This is a genomic window from Paenibacillus sp. FSL R7-0198 (assembly GCF_038000415.1).
GTDB lineage: Bacteria > Bacillota > Bacilli > Paenibacillales > Paenibacillaceae > Paenibacillus.
This window is the reverse complement of sequence record NZ_JBBOCB010000001.1, coordinates 6,447,444-6,467,952: the sequence shown is the minus strand read 5'-3', so window position 1 is coordinate 6,467,952 and position 20,509 is coordinate 6,447,444. Positions and strand designations below refer to the sequence as shown.

Here is a 20,509-nt window from a genome sequence, read left to right as displayed (position 1 = left end):
GGTGACAGGTTTCATGAATATCCGCGAATGCCCACTACCTGGTATCGGAGTTAAGTACCAGTTTGATACAAAGGGCGGCCAGCAGTTAGTCATCATTGTACATGAGGACGGACGCCGTGAATTATTCTCCGTTGATCCACAAGACAACGAAGAACTCACTCTGATTGCAGATTTGGAAGATGACGAATGCGTAACCCTCTCCGGGTTAATCGGAGGCTGGTCCTGAGTTTAGTTATCAGGTGCCTACTAATTTGAGTAAATGACAGAATAACCTGTACCTTGAATTTCAAGGCGCAGGTTATTTTTCTATTATGTTACCCGCTGAGAGCGAATATATGGAACCCATGTATTTAATACGCGGCTAATCTCCGTGGAATGGAACGGTTTGCTGATAAAGTCTTGCATCCCGCATTTCAGACACTCCTCACGATCACTGGCGCCTGCAAAAGCTGTAATCGCTGCAATAACCGGTATTTCCGGGTGGGTCTGTCTGATTTGGCAGGTCGCTTCAATCCCATCCATAACCGGCATCTGAATATCCATAAACACCAGGTCATATTGAACCTTGTTCAATGAATCAACGGCCTGTGCCCCATTTTCAACGATATCACATACTCCGCCAAATTTACGCAGCATTTCCTCCAACAGATGACTGTTGACCGCTTGATCTTCAGCAATCAAAATTTTGATGTCATGGGCAAGACTAGCGCGATCCAATTGCAGTTCATCATTCGTGGTGATTTCGATCGGGTCACTACTTTCCTCTTGCCACCGCTCAACTACAAGGGTGAACTGGAATTCTGCCCCCTCACCGATCTCACTCTGTACGCCAATCGCTCCGCCCATTAATTCCACCAGTTTCTTGCTGATTGCAAGCCCTAGGCCTGTCCCGCCAAACTTGCGATTGATAGCCGGGTCAAGCTGTGAGAAGGATTGGAATAACTGATGCTGCTTTTCAATTGGAATGCCGATCCCCGTATCTCTCACCTTAAAGGTCAACATCAGGTTATCCTGACCATGCTCATCTGAGAAATCAGCACCTACGCTCACCTCAATACGGCCCTGCTCTGTGAATTTAACGGCATTACCCACCAGATTAATCAAAACCTGCCGGATTCGTGTCTCATCCCCTCGAATGCGCTCAGGAATATGATCCGACACTTCACAATAGAGTTCAATATTTTTCTCCGAGGCCTTCAGTGCAAATAGCTCGATCACCCCACCCAGCATCGCCTTAATATCTACAGGTGCGCGCTCCAGATCCATTTTGCCTGCTTCGATTTTGCTAAAATCCAAAATTTCGTTCAAAATGTACAAAAGAGATTCGCCGCTATCAATCATGATTTCCGCAAAACCTTTCTGTTCATCATCCAGCTCGGTTTCCATTAACAGATGGGCCATACCCATGATACCGTTCAATGGCGTACGAAGCTCATGACTCATGATGGCGAGAAATTCGGACTTCGCTCGGTCTGCATGCTCTGCTGCTTCCTTGGCACGTATGATATCTTTTACGGATGTCATATCACGGAAAACCAACACTGCCCCGCGGGTTCTACCCTGATCCATAATTGGCTTCAATTGAAACTCCGCCAGGAAACTGGACCCATCCTGTCTCCAGAATACGGATTCGGTACGCGGCAGACCTCGTCCCTCACGAACAGCCTGTAGAATTGGTGTATCCTTGGATGGGTAGGGAATGCCTTCGCTCTGCATTTGGATCATCAATTGCTCTAGTGCTTTGCCATTCATTTCACTTGGACAGAAGTTGATGATCTCCGCAGCGGCCGGATTGGCAAAGTTCAGATTCCCATCCAGGTCCAGTCCAATAACCCCCTCAGACATGCCATTCAAAATCAATGCCCGTTCATAACTAAGATTCTCGATTTCCTCGACGTAACGTTTGGACTCTGTAATATCGCTGGTGATTCCGTAGACCCCAACAACTTTGTCCTCAAGTATAATAGGAACATTAATCACATGTGTTTCGATTCGCTCCCCATTTTTGTGAATTAAACCTATCTCGTAGCTCTGTGCTGTACCCTTCACCGTCTCCTCAAAATGATATCGAGTCTTCTCCAGATCCACAGGATCAATGAGGTGATCGAAAGGTCGACTGAGCAGCTCCTCCTTGGTGTGTCCTGTCAACTGTTCCTGACCCATGTTGGCTTTCAACAGATTGCCGTCCAGATCAAGAGAAGCCACGCCCAGGGGATTACAGTCAAATAACGATCTGTACTCCTGCATGCTTAACTGTTGTTGCTGGCTGGCTGTGATATCCCGGGTTACAGCGACGAGCTCTATCAGTTCACCTGCACTGTCATAAACATAATGTGTAATGGTATCTGCCCACACCGTAGATCCATCCTTATGTAGCAGGCGATAACTGAGCCTTTTGGGAGCCAGACCCTTTCTCTGCTCTTCCACGTACGCTTCAACCAAAGGCACATCATCCGGATAGATAACGAATGTTCCCGGCTTACCTAAAACTTCTTCCAACTCATAGCCCAACATGCTCTTACATGCATTCGACACATATTTAAATGTACGACTTGAATCGGCGGCATGGATTGCAATCAGGTCTAGGGAAGACTCTGCCAGCAGGCGAGAGATGCGACTGCTCTCTTCCAATTGTTTACGTTGCACAATGAGGATTTCCTCTGCATCTTTTTGTTTCGTAATATCAGCAGCTTGTACCAGCAGATACAAGGGCTCACCATTGGTTTCATCCCTCACAATGCACGCTCGAATGGTTGCCCATAATAACGAACCGTCCTTTCGTTTCAGACGAACCTCCGTTTCGTACATCGGACTTGTTTCATGGGTCATTTCCCAGAACTTGCTGCGGAATTCCTCCATGTGCAGATCTTCTTCGTAGATCATATGTATGACCGAAGTATCGATCAGTTCATCTTCACTGTATGCAAGCATCTCGCAAAATGCAGGATTAAGCTGTAACCACCGTCCGTTTACATGCGATGCGACAGCAATGCCGATTGGTGCGTGCGTATACAATTGTTCGAACAGAGATCGGCTCTCTGTAATGGATTTCGACATTACATGTCCTCCTTTATGAGAATCTGAATGTATTCCGTATGAATAGATCGACCTGAACATAACTTCATCTATAGAGTACTACCCCAAATGCCATGATTTATAAACGAGGTCAGACAAAATGCACACATGAATCGACATCTTTAATCATCGATACGAATGACTTTCTTTAAAATATACCAATTCGAACACGTGACGTCATATACTACACAATACCTGTGCTCTCCCGATTATACAATGTTGAATATTCGAATAGGAACGGAGGTTGTGGATTATGATCATTGTCGCAAACCAACCGGTAGAACTGAACCGCTCGGAATGGTCTGCTTTTGAATGGTATTGGTTACAGCAACTCCAGAGTAGTCCAACGAGGTATGTGTACCAATCCATGGATCATCTTCGATTTGAATGGGACTTGAGGGGCTCTCTTGTGGATGCAGCGGAAGGACTGGATCGAAGTGGTGTGAGTTTTGCATCCTTTGAAAAATCCAGATGTAATCCTGCCTACTGGAATCGTAATGCAGAGGGTGGATTCGAGCTAAAATCAAACGTAACCCCTGCCGAGGGCATCCGGGATATCTGGAGGAATGGACACTTATACGCCTTTGAATGTGCCACAGCCACCGTCATTGTGCTGTATGGTGGCGTGCTGGGAAGCATTCGCGAAGACGCCTTTAATTCCCTGTTTCGAAATCTGTTACTCTTTGACTGGCATTATGACAGCGATCTGCGATTGACCGAAAAAAACGGTAGTGAAACGGCCCTTCCAGGAGATGTGCTGTATTTCAAAAACCCGGATGTTTCTCCCGAAACCCCCGAATGGCAGGGAGAGAATACGATTATGCTGCGCGAGAACTGGTATTACGGACATGGCATTGGCATTGCACGCGGCGAAGATATTATACGTACCCTGAATCAGTTCCGCATTCCAGGTAGCCGGGTCTCCGCCTACTTAATGGATATGGTTATCTATCCGGACTTCTTTTATTTATCCCGATTCGCCAAGAACAACCAGAATAATATGGCCGCTGGTTCTACGCCTGTATTACCCGGACAGTTATATGTACGACTTGGTGGCAGCCGTTATTTACGCAGTTGAACTACTGGACGGAAACGGCTTTTGCATTAAATTGCACGATACCTCAATCCAAGTGATGACAAACAAGCCCAATACAGCAGCAGTTAACCTGCCACCTCATTGGGCTTTCTTTACATCCAAAAGATCATTACTGCATCAACATTCGCCTTACATTTGTGCTACATCGAGGATCGCTCTTGGCAGTTTACGCATTCGGGTCCAGTTGCACAACAACCTGTTTACCACTTACCTGAACACCTGTCGTTTTGCTACCGAATTCAGCCAGCGATTTGCTCAGTTGCTCAGCCCACTCCTTACCTGCAACTCCCTCTTTGGCTCCATGCACCTGGATGACGAGTTTTACCGAATCACCCTTCTTCAGAATGCGCTCCGCTTGAGACTGCTTTGTCTCCCGGTCATGATCCTCCATACCAAGGTTCAAGCGAATTTCCTTCACTTTACGTTTATCGGGGGATTTACTCGCTTTTTTCTTCGCCTGTTGCGCTTCCGCTTTGGCCGCTCCAGCTGCAATCAGCTTGCAAGGCGGTGGACTCGTCATCAAGGACAAGCACACCAGATCTACTTTGTGCTGCTTCGCAAGTAGAAGTGCTTCCTGCGTGGACATCACACCCAGATCTTCACCATTCAGGCCGGTGAGCTGTACTTCCGCTGCTTTGATCTTTTCATTTTTGATCATGATTCTTCCTCCTCTACATCAAAAGCCTGTCCTGACCATTTACGGATCAGAGCAGGCTAGGATGGTGTTTCTCTATTTGCAATGTATATCGGCGTACGAATACGCCATTCCGTCCGATTTACAGCGTGTTGAATGCTTCCGTTAGAACCGGTACAATTTGTGATTTGCGTGATACTACGCCTTTCAAGAGCGCTCTGCTATCAGACAGTGTCACATTGTAGGCTTTTTCCACAGCTTTGGTGGATGTACCATATGCCAGAGCTACGGAATCGTTGTTCAGAATGTCTGTTACGACAAATACAAACAGGTCGAGACCTTTACTGGAGATAATCGCCTCAATAGCTGCTTCAAGCTCAGGTTGCTTCACGAGAACATCATTCACGTCAACGGCATTAACCTGTGCAATTTCCACTTTGGATTGACCCATTACAAATTCTTTGGCATCCAGGGAAATCAGTTCAGCGATTGTTTTTTGGCTCAGATCCGCACCGGCTTTCAGCATGTCCAGACCATAACTGTCTGCATCTACACCAGCAATGGCAGCCAGTTCACGCGCAGCAGCTACGTCCTGCTCTGTGCAAGTCGGGGATTTGAACAACAGGGAATCGGAGATAATGGCAGACAGCATCAGACCAGCAATCGGCGCACTCACTTCGATACCATTTTCTTTGTACATTTTATTCAAAATAGTTGCTGTACAACCTACAGGCTCTGCACGGAAATACAGAGGTCCGCTTGTCTCAAAGTTAGCAATACGGTGATGGTCAATAACTTCAACGACAGTCACTTCCTCAATATCGCTTACACTTTGCTGACGCTCGTTGTGGTCAACCAGAATGACTTTATTTACTTCATTTGCAGCTGTTTTAATCAGACGCGGTGCTGCGATTTTGAATTGATCCAGTGCGAACTGGGTTTCACCATTGACTTCGCCGAGACGCACAGCTTCAACGTCCTGACCCAATTTTGTTTTCAGATCCGCATAGGCGATTGCCGAACAGATCGTATCCGTGTCGGGATTTTTGTGACCGAAGATTAACGCTTTCTCCATATTTATAGCCCTCCGTCAATTCTCATTTAGAATAATACATGTCATATTTTAATCATACCCTACTGATTATAGCGCTAATAAGGCTTAATTCCAATCCTTTTACAGCGAATTGATTGCAAATCATTCTCAGGTAAGTCATTTTGGAAAATAGCCAAACTTGGTTCATTACCCTCAAGTCGATATGATATGTATCGTATTTATTCATCGTACAACCTTATAAAATTAGCATACGAAACCCTGATACGCAACGAAAACATTAAATCTCAGGCTCTTCCGCGCTCTGCCCTTGTCGTACAAAAAAGGTCTGTAGACTGCCGTCTTCGCTAATCTCCAGCAGGTTCAATTGCGCTCCGTAGGCACAACCACCGTCAATGCCAATTTTGTCTCCGCTCGGGTCAAACCAAATGCCTGTCTCATCATGCAAATGCTTCACGGGGGTGTGGCCAAATACGACCGTCTCTCTAATCGTCGTTGGTCTGGAATAGAATGATTCACGAATCCAAATGAAGTCCCGCTCGGACTGGTTTCTCCAATTCTCAATGTCAGGGTTGATCCCGGCATGCACAAAAATATAACCCGGAATCTCGTACACCAGCGGAAGCTGTTCCAGAAAACGAAGATGGTGTTCATAGTGTGTACGTATCCACTGTTTGGCTTCACCATAAGCTTCCCAATCTATCTGTTGCTCATCATAAGTAAGCTCCAGATCCAGATAACTTGCCATCGTCTGTAGTCCGCCGTTACGAATCCAGTGTTGATCATATTGCTCAACATCCTGGGTTAACGCCTTGACCATCATGGCATCGTGATTGCCTTTAATCACAATAATATGGTGCTGTTGCTGAAGCTGCATAATCTGTTCGATGACCTGTCTGCTACTTGGACCGCGATCCACATAATCACCAAGTAAAATCAATTCATCCTGCTGCGGATTATAATCTGCAAGCTTAAGCAGTGCATTAAATTCATCGTAACAGCCATGAATATCACTAATGACACATCTGCGCATGTGAATCCCTCCTCTCCCTGATCACGCAAGAGTATAACCGGAACCTTGCAAGAGCAAGATTCCAGTCTGTTCAGAGTAGTTATTCCCGCTTGCTCACTATTAGTCCTGCTTGAGTCCAAAGGCTTCTGCAATCAGGCCGAATGAACGTAGACGTGCTTCAAACGAATGGACCGCTGATGCAATAATGACTTCATCTGCTTCATGGCGTTCAGCCATTGCGGTAATTTTATCTTTCACCTGATCTGGTGTACCCACAATGGAAAAAGAACGACGTTGACGGATCTGTTCCATCTCCATCGCTGTGAATGGATAGTTGTTCACCGTCTCCAGGGATGGGAAGGAACTTTGTTCAAGACCTCGTCCGAGGCGCAGGAAGAAAAGTTCATTGCTGCGCGCCAGTTCAGCGGCTTCCTCCTCTGTCTCCGCGCAGAATGCCGAGACAGCAATCATTGAATGTGGTTTGTCATTCAGGATGGACGGCTTGAAATGTCTGCGGTAATGTTTCATCGCTTCTTCGCCGCCTGGTGTTCCGAAGAATTGGGCAAACGCATACGATGTCCCTTGCGCTGCAGCAATTCTCGCACCTTCGGAGCTGGAACCCAGCAACCACACTTCTGGTACCGTTGGAACCGATGGTCCGGCTACCAGAGATGCAAACCGATGATCCTCGGGCAACTGCTCGTGGAAATATCCGCCCAGATCCGCGATCTGTTGAGGAAAGAATTGTACATTCGATGATTTCCCTTCATTCAGAGCTCTGCTGGCAATCGGCATGCCGCCTGGTGCTCTGCCAATCCCCAGGTCAATCCGCCCCGGATGCAAAGCTTCCAGCAGACGGAAATTCTCCGCAACCTTATAGGCACTATAATGAGGCAGCATAACGCCACCGGAACCTACGCGAATCCGATCCGTATGTGCAGCCACATGTGCAATCATAACTTCAGGACTGGAGAATGACAGCGCGCCACTCCCGTGATGCTCCGACATCCAGAAACGGGAGTACCCCAATTGATCCGCATGTTGTGCGAGTTTCACCGTTTCCTGCAACGTATCCTGTACACTGCGTCCTTCATTGATATGTCCATGTTCGAGTACACTCAGTTTCATATATGTTCAATCCTCTCGTCTGTTAGGTTCACTAAGTACTGTGAATATGAGTTCTGCGAATATTACGCGCTCTTGCTCACTTCATTCTTGCTCATTACATTGTAACATTAATTATTACAGTTTCAAACTTTAGTTATTCTCTTTATTACCACACTTGCACAAGAAACATGCAAAAAAACGCCACCAGCTTTTGAACTGGTGACGTTCTGATCTAACCTAATTGAAGAGAAAATTGATTTATGGCGCACGTTTCGGTAACAATTTCACATACTCGTCAGACAGTTTCATCAGGCTGAGCACATGTTCATAGTCGGCACGATAGGGTTCCAAATCCGTTACCGGTTCATATGTGTTCAGCGAATAGGCTGTTCCATCGTCAAAGCCCGCACCCGGGATAAACATGATGTCATTGTTGACAAATGAACCCGTTGGCAAGTAATACCGGATACCGAAGGCATTATGGTCCATGTTGAGCAGATCATGTCCGAAGGCAGTGAATTTCTCATCCTGGAGCGAAACTCCCATCAGGTTCATGATCGTTGGCAACATATCCAACTGACCGCCTGGCTGCTCAATCACTTGTCCTTTGGTCTGTTTCGGCGTATGAATCATTAACGGGATGTTGAATCGACTTACTTTACCGTCATACGGGACGCCCAGATTGGCCTGAATCTGCTGTGTAATCTCTTCGTCAGCAGGCAGACCAAAGTGGTCTCCGTAGAGCACTAACGTTGTATTATCCCATAATCCGTTCGCCTTCAACTCATTAATGAGTTGACCGATGGCATAATCCGTATAGTTGATCGCTTGCAGATAATCGTGAAGCAATTTGTTCGTGATGGTCGCAGGAATCGTAATTCGTGCACGATCAGTGGGAACCGTAAACGGCGAGTGGCTCGATGCCGTAATGAACTGAGCATAGAACGGCTGATTCGCAGCCTGATGCGCAGTCATTTTTTCCACACCTACACGGTACAACTCTTCATCCGATGGTCCAAAGTCATTAAATCTGTCGTTAGTGAAGCTGGGCTTGTCGAAGTAACGAGTGAATCCGAGTGCCGGATACATTTTGTTCCGGTTCCAGAAGGTGACGTCATTGACGTGGTACGTCTCTGACTCATATCCCTCTTTCCCCAATAATTTGGGAAGACTCGGCAGTTCGCGGTCACTATACCCTGCTGACATGGGAACAACTCCGGTTGGATAGATAGAGGTGTTCGACATGAACTCCGCGTCTGATGTGTTTCCCTGTCCGATCTGTTGGAAAAAATGAGAGAAATAATAGCTTTCTTTGGCCAGATCATTCAGTACCGGCGTTAACTCCTGACCGTCTAATGAAGCATTAATCGGGAAATTCTGAAAGGATTCCAGTTGCAGTACGATCAGATTGCTGCCTTTGGCCTGACCAAAATATTTGGCTTTCACGGCTGTACCATCACTTGGTTTATCCTGATACGGATACTGGCTAACCAGCTCATTGATCTTAGCAATTGTTTCGTTAATGTTGCCATTTGCAATGGCCTCATTCTCTTTGCTTGTCAGAATGGCAGACGATACCTGGTAGTTCAGGAAACCGAGATTCTCCGCCCGAACCAGCTCATTATCAATCGTTTCACCTTTGACAATAAAACTGCCAGACAGCACGATGCAGAATGCAGCGGTAAGCGCAACGCCGAGCTTGCCCCAGTAACGTCTGCGAATTCTGCCAAACGTCAAACCGCTATCGCGGTAACTGCTGTGGTTACGCCAGCCAGCACGTCTGCGCATAATCAACCATATTGGCAATGCCAGTACGATGTCTGCAAAAAACAGAAAGTGCTCAGGTCGAACCAGTGGTCCGATACTTCCCCGCACTTGGGCAACTTGCCCCAGCTCACTTAGCGCGGTATAGGTGGGTACCGAACTGAAATGAACGTTATACAGCGTAGCCGCGAACAGAACCAGAGAAAACAGAATATTGAATCCTCCGTATACTGCTCGCTTCCAGCCTTTGGGCACGATCAGATCCAGCAGGCATACCACAGTTAGTGCACCTAATGCGTCAGTTAACAGACCGATGCCGGACAGACCCTGGAAAAAGAAATACCGCAGCAGTGATAACTTCAGCAGCATAAGAATGAATAACACGGCGAATAAGGTCCGTGATGAAGTTCGTTCATTTTTGGAATTATACATGGTCGCTTTCAACCCTTACCCTGAAATTTTACGTTCATTTTACAAAACGCATATTTCAGTATAACAGTTTTCCGGTTGCTATTCCATGGAAGTTCCGTGTAGGACAGGGTGAGCGTTACGCAATTGTAGATATATCCGTTTTCTGCGTGTCTGCTCCCTCTCTCTGTGCCTTAATGGCTGCTTGTGCAGCAGCAATTCGTGCATATGCGATCTGTTCAGGCAAACAACTTACGTAATCCATACCAATGCGGTGACAGAAGGTTATGGACTCTAGATCCACAACATTTTCTCCGCAGATCCCTGTCTTCAGATGAGGTTTTCGAATTCGACCTTGGACTACCGCCATCTCAATCAGTTGTCCAACTCCCTCAATGTCCAGCACATGAAATGGATTATTCATTACCGTACGAGAGTCCGTATCCATTTGAATGAATCGTTTCTCAGCTTCATGGCGACTATATCCAAATGTCATCTCTGTCAGCTCATCCGTGCCAAACGAGAAAAAGTCAGCCTGGCGAGCAATGTGAGTCGCCGTCAGCGCCGCTCTCGGAGCTTCGATCATCGCCCCCACTCTATAGAGACAATGCCGCTTCTCCTCACCAAGCACCTGGTCAGCCACATGATCCACCAGATCTCTCATCACCTGAAGTTCATGCAGATGACCGATCTGCGGGATCATAATCTCGGGACGTACCCACCAGCCTTGCCGGATGCCTTTCACCGCTGCGCGAAAAATCGCTTCAAGCTGCATATCAACGATCTCCGGGAACACCGTACTCAGCCGACAAGCCTGTTGCCCCAATGTCGGATTATGTTCATGCAATTCGCTGACTCTGCGAATTACACGTTCCAGTTCCTCCAGTTCAATCTGATGGTCTTTTTGCTCCTGCCACTCCTCTGCTTGTAACCACTCACGTCGTTTCTCCAACACTCCCAGATCCGGTAGCAGTTCATGCAACGGCGAATCGAGCAAACGTATCGTTACCGGGTATCCATCCATCGCTTCGAATATCTGTTCAAAATCAGACTGCTGCATCGGCAACAGACGCTCCAAACCACGCCTGCGTTCGGATTCACTGTCTGCCAGGATCATTTTTTGTACAAATGGTAACCGCGCAGGTGATAACAGCATGTTCTCCGTCCTGCACAGACCTATTCCCTCAGCCCCCAGTATCCGTGCTGTTATGGCATCTTGTGGTCGATCAGCATTGGCCATTACCTTCAGCTCTCTCACTTCATCAGCCCAATCGAGCAGTAGTTGCAGATCTGCTGATAAAAGTGAATCTGAGTTGTTATAAGCTGGACATTCATCATTAGTTACTGGAAAATTTCCAGTGCTCGCTTCGTTGATAGAACTAGGATTTGTGTAAAGCTTCTGCACTTCCGTTATATGCGCAGGTTGGATGTGAAGAAGTGCATCCTTCTTGGTGATGAATCCTTCATGGACAAAATCCACGGTACTCCTCAGTGTGGCTGTGGAGGATAATCGTGCGGGCTGAGTCTGCGCAACATACATCGCGCCGGATTCAATCACAAAGGTGATTTCCTGCACTTCTCCCTTATGCGTCTCCAACTGGCTACCTATCTCCAGCAAACTTTTGTACAGCTCAAGTTCGTCATTCCGTAAACGCTCCAGACCATGATCTGTTTGGCTCGCGTTCCCGGTTGGGACGTATTGTCCAGTGATTCCCCTTTCTCCTGTAAGTGGACTGCGTGTATACATTGTTCCGGTACCGCTTGATTCTCCACATTTTCCATGCATCATCGTCTGTATAAGAACAGGAGCGCTTTGCTCCGAAGAGATGTAATATGATTTACGCATGATCTCGTCCTGAGATCTGGATGCTTTACTACGCTGTGAATGATATACCGCACGTACTGCTTCTTTAAATTGAATTTGAACATCTTGAGGAAAAGGGTTCCGCCCCTCCCCTTCGATTAAATATTTAAATTGTGTAATGGTTAATTCAAGTTCCGTTTCATCCCGACCCTTGACATGACTCGATATTTCTGTGAAAAATTCAGACGGAATTGCATACACCAGCTGTCCATATTCCTTTAAATAATCTAGATAACATCGGAGTGCATACAACCGATCACCGGTTTGACGTGCGAGTCCTTCCACAGTAGCATCATTAAGACCAACATTGAGCAGTGATCGTGTCACAGTTGCTGATGCTCGATCCTGGTCCGTACGTACCGCGAGTAGTAGCGGATTCTCCGAATGTCCGAAGAACTTCCCGGTTTGCTGTTCCAGATGCCGGATCGCGTTAATAATCTCTTCCTCTCCTTCACCGGAAAGATGTCCAAGACGGGTACAGAACTCGCGACAGCATTCCGTTGTGACCACAAATCCGGCTGGGACAGACCACCCTGCATGGATAAGTTCTGCAAGATCAGCCCCTTTACTGCCCATTAGCCCTTTCATCTCTGCCGTACCTTCTTCCAACAGAATTACCCGTTTTGTCATTACAGCTCTCCCATCCGCCATTCATGGCTATGCTTGAAGACTTCAAACTCTGAGTTACAGATCAGCCTTCATTCTAATGGTATGTCACAATCGTTCAGTCAAGGACATCCGCTTTTGCATTTTGTGCTCGTTATCCAGTTTTTTTGTAAACGCTACACTAAAATAAGATGAAACAAGCCTTTCGGGTAGTTGCATTGGCTCATTCATCACTGTGAAGCAAAAAGAAGCCCCTTTAGCCTAAGCTGAAGGAACTTCACATTTTTTAGTATTCACTTACCTCAAACGTCAGCACCCGATCAAACAGGATATAATCCTTCCGACTCTTAAAAGGCCCTTTGTTATTGTCGTGTTTATCGATCGCATACGATGCTTTTCCGCTTCCCGCTTGCTTGGCTTCATACCAGTCGATGAAATCATTTACTTCTTTCATGCTTAGGTCGAATTCTGGAATTTTATTTTTTTATTGGATATAAAAAGAGCCCAAGAAGAAAAAACATCTTCTTGCGCTCCTAAATTGTAAAGTGATGAATTTGCTATTCCCATTCACCTTTTTTAACGTAAGTTGCATCATAAGCAACAATTATATTTGTTTTATCTGTTACCTTTTGTAAATCATCGAACACAACTTCTTGTTCACCGTAATCTACTAAACTCGAATCCACTTTCTCGAAGACCCCACAATCCTTCACATAAATTATATCTGGATGGTTAGAATCATATCTTAAGCTTTCAGGAAGATCTTCACCCGAAATTTCATGCGATTCGGCGACCGCAGTCGTCGATATTGCTGTAACAGGAATCATCCCAATAACAGCTATTACTAAAAGCGAGGCCCAGATTTTTTTATGCATAGGATGTCTATTCTCCAATTCATTTTTCCTATATCATACAGTAAATCCGATTAATAGAGTATTTTTTTCATTTTCTTCGATTTTAATTTAATTATTGAAACCAGCTTGTTTGAAGTTAGTTTTAGCTCCCATTCATTATCAAGCCATAAACCGCAGAATATCCTCAATCTTCTTCCCATGTGAGATCACACCGTAGTTCATCCACGACATGAAATCCACCTCATACACATTGCCACTCTTCACCGCAGGCAGGCACTTCCATTCGTCGCTGTTGAGCAATTCGCGCTCATCTCCAGGTTTAGCAGAATTTCCAGTGTCAAATGTAATCAACAAATGATCCGCATGAAGCTGACTTAACTGGTCCAATCCAATGAAAATCCTCCGCTCGTGTCTTGTCCATTGCTTCACACGGGAGTGCGGAGTCAGTCCAAGATCCTGATAAATTACTGGTCCGACATAGCCCTGCTGATCCCCATAGAGAGTAATATCCGACGCGGATATACGCAAAAAAGCTACGGTTTCTCCACGCATATAACGCGATAACCGACTCTTAGCCTCTGATGCCTTGTCCTCATACGCACCAATTACATCTTGAACCCGACTTACCTTCCCCAATACATCGGCTGTCGATCTCAAAATGGAGCGCCAATCTTCTCCCAGATGATCGACGTAAAATGTGGGTGCCACATGCTCAAAGCGGTCCAGATTCCATCGATCATATCCCTTATCCAGCATGATAAAATCAGGTACATGGCCCAGATTAAATTGCGCATCCTGCTGGCTCACATCAAATTCGGGTACATCATCCAACCCCAAATATTGCTGTCTGCCCCAGGAATGATGTGAACATTGCAATACGGGTTTTACGCCTAGAGCCAACACAAAGTCTTCCAGATACGGAGCAAAGACACGAACCTCTTGACGGTGATGACGGCGGTACAATCCAGGTGAAATACCAGCATATTGCTTGAAACGGCGACCAAAATAATACTCACTGCTGAACCCCACATTTTGTGCAATTTCATGGATACGGTCATCCGTCAGCTGCAATAGTTGTTTCGAGCGCTCCAACCGAACCGTATTCACATAATCAAGCGGGAGCTTACCCGTAATTTTTTTGAATTGCCGAGTGTAGCTGGCTCTTGTTAGACCAATATCTGCTGCGAGCTCATCCACGGTTATGGTCTGATCATAGTGATCGCCAATATAACGAATTGAACTTTGAAGACGGGCACGGTCATCGGGTACTTCTGTTTCGGGGACACTCTGGCGAAGCAAGGCACGGAACCACTCCTGGAAACGAAGCTCTACCTCCCATTGCTCCAGCCAATCGTCAGTGACCTGTTGACGCAGTATTTGTTCCAAGGCTTCCAGACAGGAACTCCACGGACTGTAGCTGAGTTGCATAAGCGGTAATAATGTCGGAGAATCTGGACTTTGGGAAAGTTCCTGCTGCTCCTCCGTGTTTCTTCTAGACAAAGCGTTCGAAGTCTCTTCGCTTAACTCAGCCACCATCAGATCAAGCTTATAGTACTGCAATTCACTTTCTGTCCAAGGCGAACCTACTATTTTAACGGATGTTCCAGCCGGAACAAACATAACCATTCCTTTTTCCAGATGAGATTCCCGATCTGAGCAAACTATTGAACCTTTCCCAGACGTTACAACAAATATAGAGTGTGAAGTCGACATTCTGTATAACAAACGTTTATCGATATGAGATTGATGGTGATCTACGTATTCCATATGCTGAAGTGAGCATAGCCAGGGCTTGGGGATCAGTTGTATTATGGTGTGGCACATGTTCATCGTCCTTAACTGAGAATTATTATCATTTAAAAATAGTGTATACGAAAAAAGAAAGCTCTTCAACCCTGGCTGAAGAACTTTCTTTCTTATGAGATTATTATTATGGAGTCATTTTTTCCAAAATATCATCTATTTTCATGGAATTCGCTGTAATCGCACCTGATTGCCAATGTGATCTTTCCATGATGTACACCTGATTGTTCTTAACGGCAGGAAGAGATTTCCACAATTTGCTGTCAAGTACCTTCAAGGCTTCCTTGTTCTCAGGAGAAGACCATTCTCCATTGGAAGGGAAAATAATAAGATGATCTGCATCAAGTTGCGGCACGGCCTCCTCAGACAGAATTTCCTGATATTCTTCCATCTTGCTAACCAGAGGATGAGGTGTTAGACCAAGCTCGGAATAAATAAATCCGGTAAATCGATTCTTCACACCGAACAACGCCAGTGTGTCATCGTTAACATTCAGCCGGACAACTGCGACAGTCTCGTCTCCAACCGCTTCCTGCAACTTCGCCTTAGCATCTGCAATCTTGGCCTCAAATGCCGCAGCAACTTCTTCACCCTTTTCCGGTTTCCCTACAACATCGGCAATGGTTTTCAAAACTTGATTCGAATCCTGCAGTACGCTCTCAGGCAGACGATACGTCGGTGCCACCTTGGAATACATCTCATATTTCTCCGCATCCGCTCCACCATCTACAATAATCAGATCCGGATTATATTCCAATAAAGCCTCAATACTCCCTGTAGTATCAAATTTAGGAACATCCAGTTCTAAATAATCCTGCACGCCCCACATCGGATTATACCACTGCACGACAGGTGTAATATCGAGCGCCTTCAGATAATCTTCCACATATATTCCAGCAATCCGCTGTGGCTGAACCGGAATCGTCACATCTCCAAATTCATCCTGTACAACTCGTGTCGCAGGCTCTGTCTCGTTTCCAGAAGTATTTTCTCCAGAAGCTGCACTTTCAGTTTCAGTTGCAGGAGTCTGTTCTGTATTCGTAGCGGTATTTGTACTACATCCTGAAATAACCAGACCCATGAGCAGTAATGTAATTGTCCACCCTTTGAAACCTTTAACTAAACCTACCATGTTACCCTTCACCCCTATGTGATCTGTTGATGTAACCGTGAGAATGTTTCACATATAATGATTATCATTCTCATCGATTGCTTAGGTGAATTGTACCTTATGCCTCAGCCGACCCACAATGTACATTTGATGCTGTTTTTTTATACAAACGAAAACAGCCCTGTTGGTCCTCCCCCGCTTATCGCAGGGGCAACCTGCCTTGACGATAACTTTCCAACAGTTCATTAACAAATGGTTCATGTACCACATCCTGTAACAGTGCAGCGCCAATTAAACCGATATCATCACTTACATACCCCGCTAACTCAGGTTCGCCGGTGAGAGCTAAAGTTTGTTTGAAAGCCTGTTCCCTGCATGCGCGCAGCACCTCTTCTTCAGCCACCGCTGTAACTCGAGCCCATCGTTCAAAAGCTTGCATCCACTTATCAGCAAATACAGAGGCATCCCTTTCGTCCAGGTAAACTTCCACATCCAGTCCTTCGAATGTCTGCTGGGTCAGAATCCGTCCCTCGTTAAGATCCAACAGTAGCTTCTCCACATCCGTTCTGCTCATTGATCTCTCCTCCAGTTCCTTATCATGTCAGATACATCTCTGGTATAACGAAACGTTTCATCATCTGCTTGGGATCGGCAGTAAAATGATTCAATTGAAGTTTCTCATATTCGCTAAGAATACATTCAAAGATATCAGCGATCACACTACAATCTGCCAAAGCATTGTGCCTGTGAATTCCATCTGTATTCAGATCATAATACCCAATCAGAAAATCCGTTGAGACGACCTCGGTAATCTCAGGATGAATATAGGTAAACATCGCTTTTGTATCCAGCACCGGGTTGGTCAACATCGGGAGGCCATACTCATCACAATGCCGCTTCAAGATGGGCAGGTCATACTCATATCCGGCTTGTGTCACCAGGACGTTATCCCCTATGAATTCCTGAAAGGTCTGAAATGCTTCTACAAACGAAGGAGCTTCCAACATATCCTCATTCGAAATGCCTGTTAACTTGGCCACAGGTTCTGGTATAGGTTTGTTCGCACGTGCAAGTGAAGAAAATGTTGTATTACATTGTTGACCTCTCTGGTAATGCATCGCACCAAATTGAGTCACACTCTCCACCACAGGATTAATGCCTGTCCCTTCGAGATCAAATATGCAGTACATTCTATCCTGTAATGAAGATACGCTTAGATTTTCAATAAAGTATGTATCAGGCAAAAGCGTAATTTTCATCCGTCCAACTCACTCCTCTCCACTATCATTCTGGTTAATACATTTCTCATATATAACTCTGTCACTCCCACAATCGGGTGACCTGGACCAACTTGCGCGTTCCATCAAACCGCAACTTATAGATATCCGGCATCGTAGTACTTTCCCAGAAATCATAACCGTAGGAAGAATCATAGTGTTGTAAAATAAGCGTCATGACATCTCCATGGGTTCCGATGACTACCTTGTGACCCACATGTTTATCCAAAATTTTCTCGATCGCCGTTACTGCTCTTAAGCGAGCCTGTTCACCAGACTCTCCTCCAGGATACGCATACGTAGGATCACGGTACAATCGTTGCTTGGCTTCACGAAAATTATCATGCCTCACATCCGAACTCGATAACTGGCGTTCACGCAGATCTTCCTCTGTCACCACAATTCCACCTGACCGATCTGCCAGAATCTGAATCGTATCCACCGCTCGCCTGTAAGGGCTAGAATAGAACAGTTGAATCTGCTCCCCATGGAGCAGACTGGCAACCGTTCCCGCATCTTGATGACCTTGCTCTGTTAGTCCACGCTCGCGTTCCTGTCCTTCAACATACCGTGACTCCGCATGTCTAACAAAATACAAAACCGTGCTGGCCTCGCTCATCATCCATCCGCCAATCCTTTCTTCTTCTCAATGACAATCAGGCAGGTACTGTCTGGCAAAGGCGCAGGTTCTCCATCTTCCCTCATAAAGATAATTCGTTCACCTAGTGCCTCCGTGTAACCCTCCTGAAGGAAATGTCGTAACGTAATAATGTCGGCTTGTTCACCCAGCGCTTCTCGAATACAGTTCTCATAGGCTGTTGGCGTGAATATACCGAACTGCTCCTGAATTTCATGGACGTATGCCTCTTCCCCCCACGTATAGGTATAGAGAAATTCCATCGCATCGTTGATCGGCAATACGACCTCATTGTCTGAGACCCGCTCATATTGAATTGCACGTCCCTGAAAATCCTCTGCATACCGCTCCAGCCAGCGCATCCCATCCGGTTCCAGAAAACGAATCCGGCGCTTCTGTGCCTCCGGTTCACTCATGATGCCATCCCGAATCAGAATTCTTCCTCCAGGTGACAGCACACGGAATGAACTTCTCAGCGCTGCAACAACCGTATCGGAATTAAATCTTCGACCGTCCAGTTCAATATAGGAATATAGTTCATGCAGAATGGATGAAAAAATAACCGTATCCACAGTGCCCGGCTGCACATATTGCTCCAGTTGCAGGGCATCCCCCTTCATCACTTGCCAGCGATGTCCCTCACGTTGTTTTTTGCGTTCCAGCGCTTCAATGACATTGGCCGAGATATCGATACCAATAGGCTCCACTTCCGGTTTTTCTTGCTCAATCAGATCCAGCAGAATTCCTCCACCTGGACCGATATCAAGTACTCGTTTACCAACGATATAGTCAAGCAGTACTTTTTTGTAATCACCGGAGCTGTTCATATCGGACAAATACGTCTCTTCGTTGTGGAAACGGTCATAGGCATCCCGGCGCAATCCGAACAGGTCAAATAACAGCAGTACAGCCTTCTCGTATAATGGTGACTTTTCCGCTTCAATACAGAATGCAATCAGCTTCTCAGCCGCTGGGGAAAATTCGAAGGTCACAAACAGTGTATCGGGCAGATCCGTATGACGTTCAATGCGATGGGTTAGATGGGGATAGACGATCTGCTCCCCTGACACAATCTGTTCCCACGAATACTGTTCCAAATATTTTTCAATCATTCGTTTCTTGTAAATATTGAGCTTCTTGACGCCTTTGTAGTCGTAATACATCGTATTCATCAATGGTTCGAAGCTGATATGGCGAACGATTTCAGATCGACTCTCCATGGATGTTGGATGCATGCTCTCGCTGTGAAGTGTCAACAGGAACACTTTTACCATCTCCTGCAACGAAAAATCCTGCATGGCAGACTCCACATACCACAGAGTACGATGAGCCAGCGGAGCCAACGTCTGTTCTACATCCAGTTCCGTTTGGAGCTTAGCGTAAGCCGTATCCATAGCTTCTCCCTGCCGAATGGATGAACTTCTTAAGCGGGATAACCGTTCCTTCACACTCCAGTCCTCGTGATCCGGTCCAGCGATAATCCAGCCTACAATTCGTTGTACCTCAGCCTGAACCTGAACCCATAACACTGGATCAACGCCTGCAATAATGCATTCATTTAATGCCATCAGTATGGTGTGCAGTTCATCTGTAGTAAGCCATCCTTTGACAATCAAGGCGTGAAGCGGAGCATTCTCGGCAAATGGAATCTCTCCGCGTATGTATTGACCAATAAGTCCATGTGTAGCAATTAGAGTACGAATAATCTCATGCCTTGGTGTGTGTGAAGTCAGCACAGCATGCTCGCTTATATCTGTACTCTTACTTTGGGCACCACTCGGAGATCCAGGTTGATTTATACTTGTCTCCTTGGTCTTACCTATGTCATTATCCAGGTGGTCTGTCCCTGTGTATAGATCATATAACTGAGCGGACCCCACATTGTGTACAAACAGGTTAACGCCCTGCTTTTGCCATACCCGCCGCTGTTCCCGAGATCCGGCCTTCGCCGTCTCTGACCAGATTAATACGTCCTCCAGAACTTCTCTTACCCAAAAAGAAACCTGAAGTTTCTCCAGCACTTGCAGTGTACGTTCGGTGTAATCCAACACCGGATTTGTTCCCTCAAGTTCGGCAATGGAATGAATGCGTTCGAGGTTAATATGGGGCTTCTCCGCTGCTGCCAGCAGTTGCAACCATTGCTGCTGGTCTTCCGGCGTGTTTCCTGACTTGTATGATTGTATGGCCTTTAATGAATGCAGCATGAATAA

At 46.1% G+C, this 20,509-nt stretch carries 16 protein-coding genes and 1 pseudogene; 2 read left to right on the top strand and 15 right to left on the bottom strand.

Features of this window, described 5'->3' with window-relative positions; all coding sequences use genetic code 11:
• Window position 1 precedes the first annotated feature (1 nt).
• Complete coding sequence (locus MKY87_RS28575) at window positions 2–226, top strand: hypothetical protein (RefSeq protein ID WP_340967171.1); 225 nt, start codon at window positions 2–4, stop codon at window positions 224–226.
• 83 nt (window positions 227–309) lie between these two features.
• On the opposite strand, the gene MKY87_RS28570 is transcribed toward MKY87_RS28575, so the two are convergent.
• Window positions 310–3,057 (bottom strand): PAS domain-containing hybrid sensor histidine kinase/response regulator, encoded by a 2,748-nt coding sequence (locus MKY87_RS28570; RefSeq protein ID WP_340967170.1) that lies wholly within the window; start codon window positions 3,055–3,057, stop codon window positions 310–312.
• A 271-nt stretch (window positions 3,058–3,328) separates the two neighbouring features.
• Between MKY87_RS28570 and MKY87_RS28565 the strand changes: the two genes are divergently transcribed.
• Window positions 3,329–4,153, top strand: a complete 825-nt coding sequence (locus MKY87_RS28565; protein ID WP_076330832.1) for a protein-glutamine gamma-glutamyltransferase — start codon at window positions 3,329–3,331, stop codon at window positions 4,151–4,153.
• 184 nt (window positions 4,154–4,337) lie between these two features.
• On the opposite strand, the gene infC is transcribed toward MKY87_RS28565, so the two are convergent.
• The 14 genes and pseudogenes from infC to MKY87_RS28495 all read right to left on the bottom strand — a co-directional run bounded on the left by infC (window position 4,338) and on the right by MKY87_RS28495 (window position 20,503).
• Window positions 4,338–4,829 carry a translation initiation factor IF-3 gene (infC, locus tag MKY87_RS28560; protein WP_340967169.1) on the bottom strand — a complete coding sequence of 164 codons (492 nt, stop codon included), beginning with the start codon at window positions 4,827–4,829 and terminating at the stop codon, window positions 4,338–4,340.
• A gap of 118 nt (window positions 4,830–4,947) precedes the next feature.
• Window positions 4,948–5,880, bottom strand: coding sequence for a manganese-dependent inorganic pyrophosphatase (locus tag MKY87_RS28555; RefSeq protein WP_076330830.1), 933 nt, complete (start codon window positions 5,878–5,880; stop codon window positions 4,948–4,950).
• 256 nt (window positions 5,881–6,136) lie between these two features.
• A complete protein-coding gene (locus MKY87_RS28550; protein WP_340967167.1) occupies window positions 6,137–6,889 on the bottom strand; it encodes a metallophosphoesterase family protein in 753 nt (250 codons plus the stop codon).
• Between the two features lie 99 nt (window positions 6,890–6,988).
• Window positions 6,989–7,996 carry an LLM class flavin-dependent oxidoreductase gene (locus tag MKY87_RS28545; RefSeq protein WP_338594154.1) on the bottom strand — a complete coding sequence of 336 codons (1,008 nt, stop codon included), beginning with the start codon at window positions 7,994–7,996 and terminating at the stop codon, window positions 6,989–6,991.
• Window positions 7,997–8,233: 237 nt separating this feature from the next.
• Entirely contained in the window at window positions 8,234–10,171 is a 1,938-nt protein-coding gene (locus MKY87_RS28540) for an LTA synthase family protein (protein ID WP_340967165.1), read from the bottom strand.
• 115 nt (window positions 10,172–10,286) lie between these two features.
• The gene (locus MKY87_RS28535; protein WP_340967162.1) at window positions 10,287–12,641 is read right to left on the bottom strand and encodes a putative PEP-binding protein; all 2,355 of its coding nucleotides are present in this window, start codon (window positions 12,639–12,641) and stop codon (window positions 10,287–10,289) included.
• Window positions 12,642–12,903: 262 nt separating this feature from the next.
• A pseudogene (locus MKY87_RS28530) lies at window positions 12,904–13,086 on the bottom strand (fibronectin type III domain-containing protein); the annotation flags it as partial.
• Window positions 13,087–13,174: 88 nt separating this feature from the next.
• Window positions 13,175–13,492: a hypothetical protein gene (locus tag MKY87_RS28525; protein ID WP_339784217.1), complete on the bottom strand. Its 318-nt coding sequence runs from the start codon at window positions 13,490–13,492 to the stop codon at window positions 13,175–13,177.
• A gap of 138 nt (window positions 13,493–13,630) precedes the next feature.
• Window positions 13,631–15,097 (bottom strand): AraC family transcriptional regulator, encoded by a 1,467-nt coding sequence (locus MKY87_RS28520; protein WP_340967161.1) that lies wholly within the window; start codon window positions 15,095–15,097, stop codon window positions 13,631–13,633.
• A 304-nt stretch (window positions 15,098–15,401) separates the two neighbouring features.
• Complete coding sequence (locus MKY87_RS28515) at window positions 15,402–16,406, bottom strand: ABC transporter substrate-binding protein (RefSeq protein ID WP_340967159.1); 1,005 nt, start codon at window positions 16,404–16,406, stop codon at window positions 15,402–15,404.
• A 178-nt stretch (window positions 16,407–16,584) separates the two neighbouring features.
• Window positions 16,585–16,959, bottom strand: a complete 375-nt coding sequence (locus tag MKY87_RS28510; protein WP_340967157.1) for a hypothetical protein — start codon at window positions 16,957–16,959, stop codon at window positions 16,585–16,587.
• 22 nt (window positions 16,960–16,981) lie between these two features.
• Window positions 16,982–17,644 (bottom strand): 3'-5' exonuclease, encoded by a 663-nt coding sequence (locus tag MKY87_RS28505; protein WP_091031447.1) that lies wholly within the window; start codon window positions 17,642–17,644, stop codon window positions 16,982–16,984.
• Between the two features lie 61 nt (window positions 17,645–17,705).
• Entirely contained in the window at window positions 17,706–18,260 is a 555-nt protein-coding gene (locus tag MKY87_RS28500; protein WP_340967156.1) for a histidine phosphatase family protein, read from the bottom strand.
• Between the two features lie 20 nt (window positions 18,261–18,280).
• Window positions 18,281–20,503, bottom strand: a complete 2,223-nt coding sequence (locus MKY87_RS28495) for a class I SAM-dependent methyltransferase (RefSeq protein ID WP_340967154.1) — start codon at window positions 20,501–20,503, stop codon at window positions 18,281–18,283.
• Window positions 20,504–20,509: the final 6 nt, after the last annotated feature.

Excerpts from the sequence above, each read along its gene's own strand:
- MKY87_RS28570 (WP_340967170.1), bottom strand. The coding sequence starts at position 3,057 with ATGTCGAAATCCATTACAGAGAGCCGATCTCTGTTCGAACAATTGTAT.
- MKY87_RS28565 (WP_076330832.1), top strand. The coding sequence starts at position 3,329 with ATGATCATTGTCGCAAACCAACCGGTAGAACTGAACCGCTCGGAATGG.
- infC (WP_340967169.1), bottom strand. The coding sequence starts at position 4,829 with ATGATCAAAAATGAAAAGATCAAAGCAGCGGAAGTACAGCTCACCGGC.
- MKY87_RS28555 (WP_076330830.1), bottom strand. The coding sequence starts at position 5,880 with ATGGAGAAAGCGTTAATCTTCGGTCACAAAAATCCCGACACGGATACG.
- MKY87_RS28550 (WP_340967167.1), bottom strand. The coding sequence starts at position 6,889 with ATGCGCAGATGTGTCATTAGTGATATTCATGGCTGTTACGATGAATTT.
- MKY87_RS28545 (WP_338594154.1), bottom strand. The coding sequence starts at position 7,996 with ATGAAACTGAGTGTACTCGAACATGGACATATCAATGAAGGACGCAGT.
- MKY87_RS28540 (WP_340967165.1), bottom strand. The coding sequence starts at position 10,171 with ATGTATAATTCCAAAAATGAACGAACTTCATCACGGACCTTATTCGCC.
- MKY87_RS28535 (WP_340967162.1), bottom strand. The coding sequence starts at position 12,641 with ATGACAAAACGGGTAATTCTGTTGGAAGAAGGTACGGCAGAGATGAAA.
- MKY87_RS28525 (WP_339784217.1), bottom strand. The coding sequence starts at position 13,492 with ATGCATAAAAAAATCTGGGCCTCGCTTTTAGTAATAGCTGTTATTGGG.
- MKY87_RS28520 (WP_340967161.1), bottom strand. The coding sequence starts at position 15,097 with ATGGTTATGTTTGTTCCGGCTGGAACATCCGTTAAAATAGTAGGTTCG.
- MKY87_RS28515 (WP_340967159.1), bottom strand. The coding sequence starts at position 16,406 with ATGGTAGGTTTAGTTAAAGGTTTCAAAGGGTGGACAATTACATTACTG.
- MKY87_RS28510 (WP_340967157.1), bottom strand. The coding sequence starts at position 16,959 with ATGAGCAGAACGGATGTGGAGAAGCTACTGTTGGATCTTAACGAGGGA.
- MKY87_RS28505 (WP_091031447.1), bottom strand. The coding sequence starts at position 17,644 with ATGAAAATTACGCTTTTGCCTGATACATACTTTATTGAAAATCTAAGC.
- MKY87_RS28495 (WP_340967154.1), bottom strand. The coding sequence starts at position 20,503 with ATGCTGCATTCATTAAAGGCCATACAATCATACAAGTCAGGAAACACG.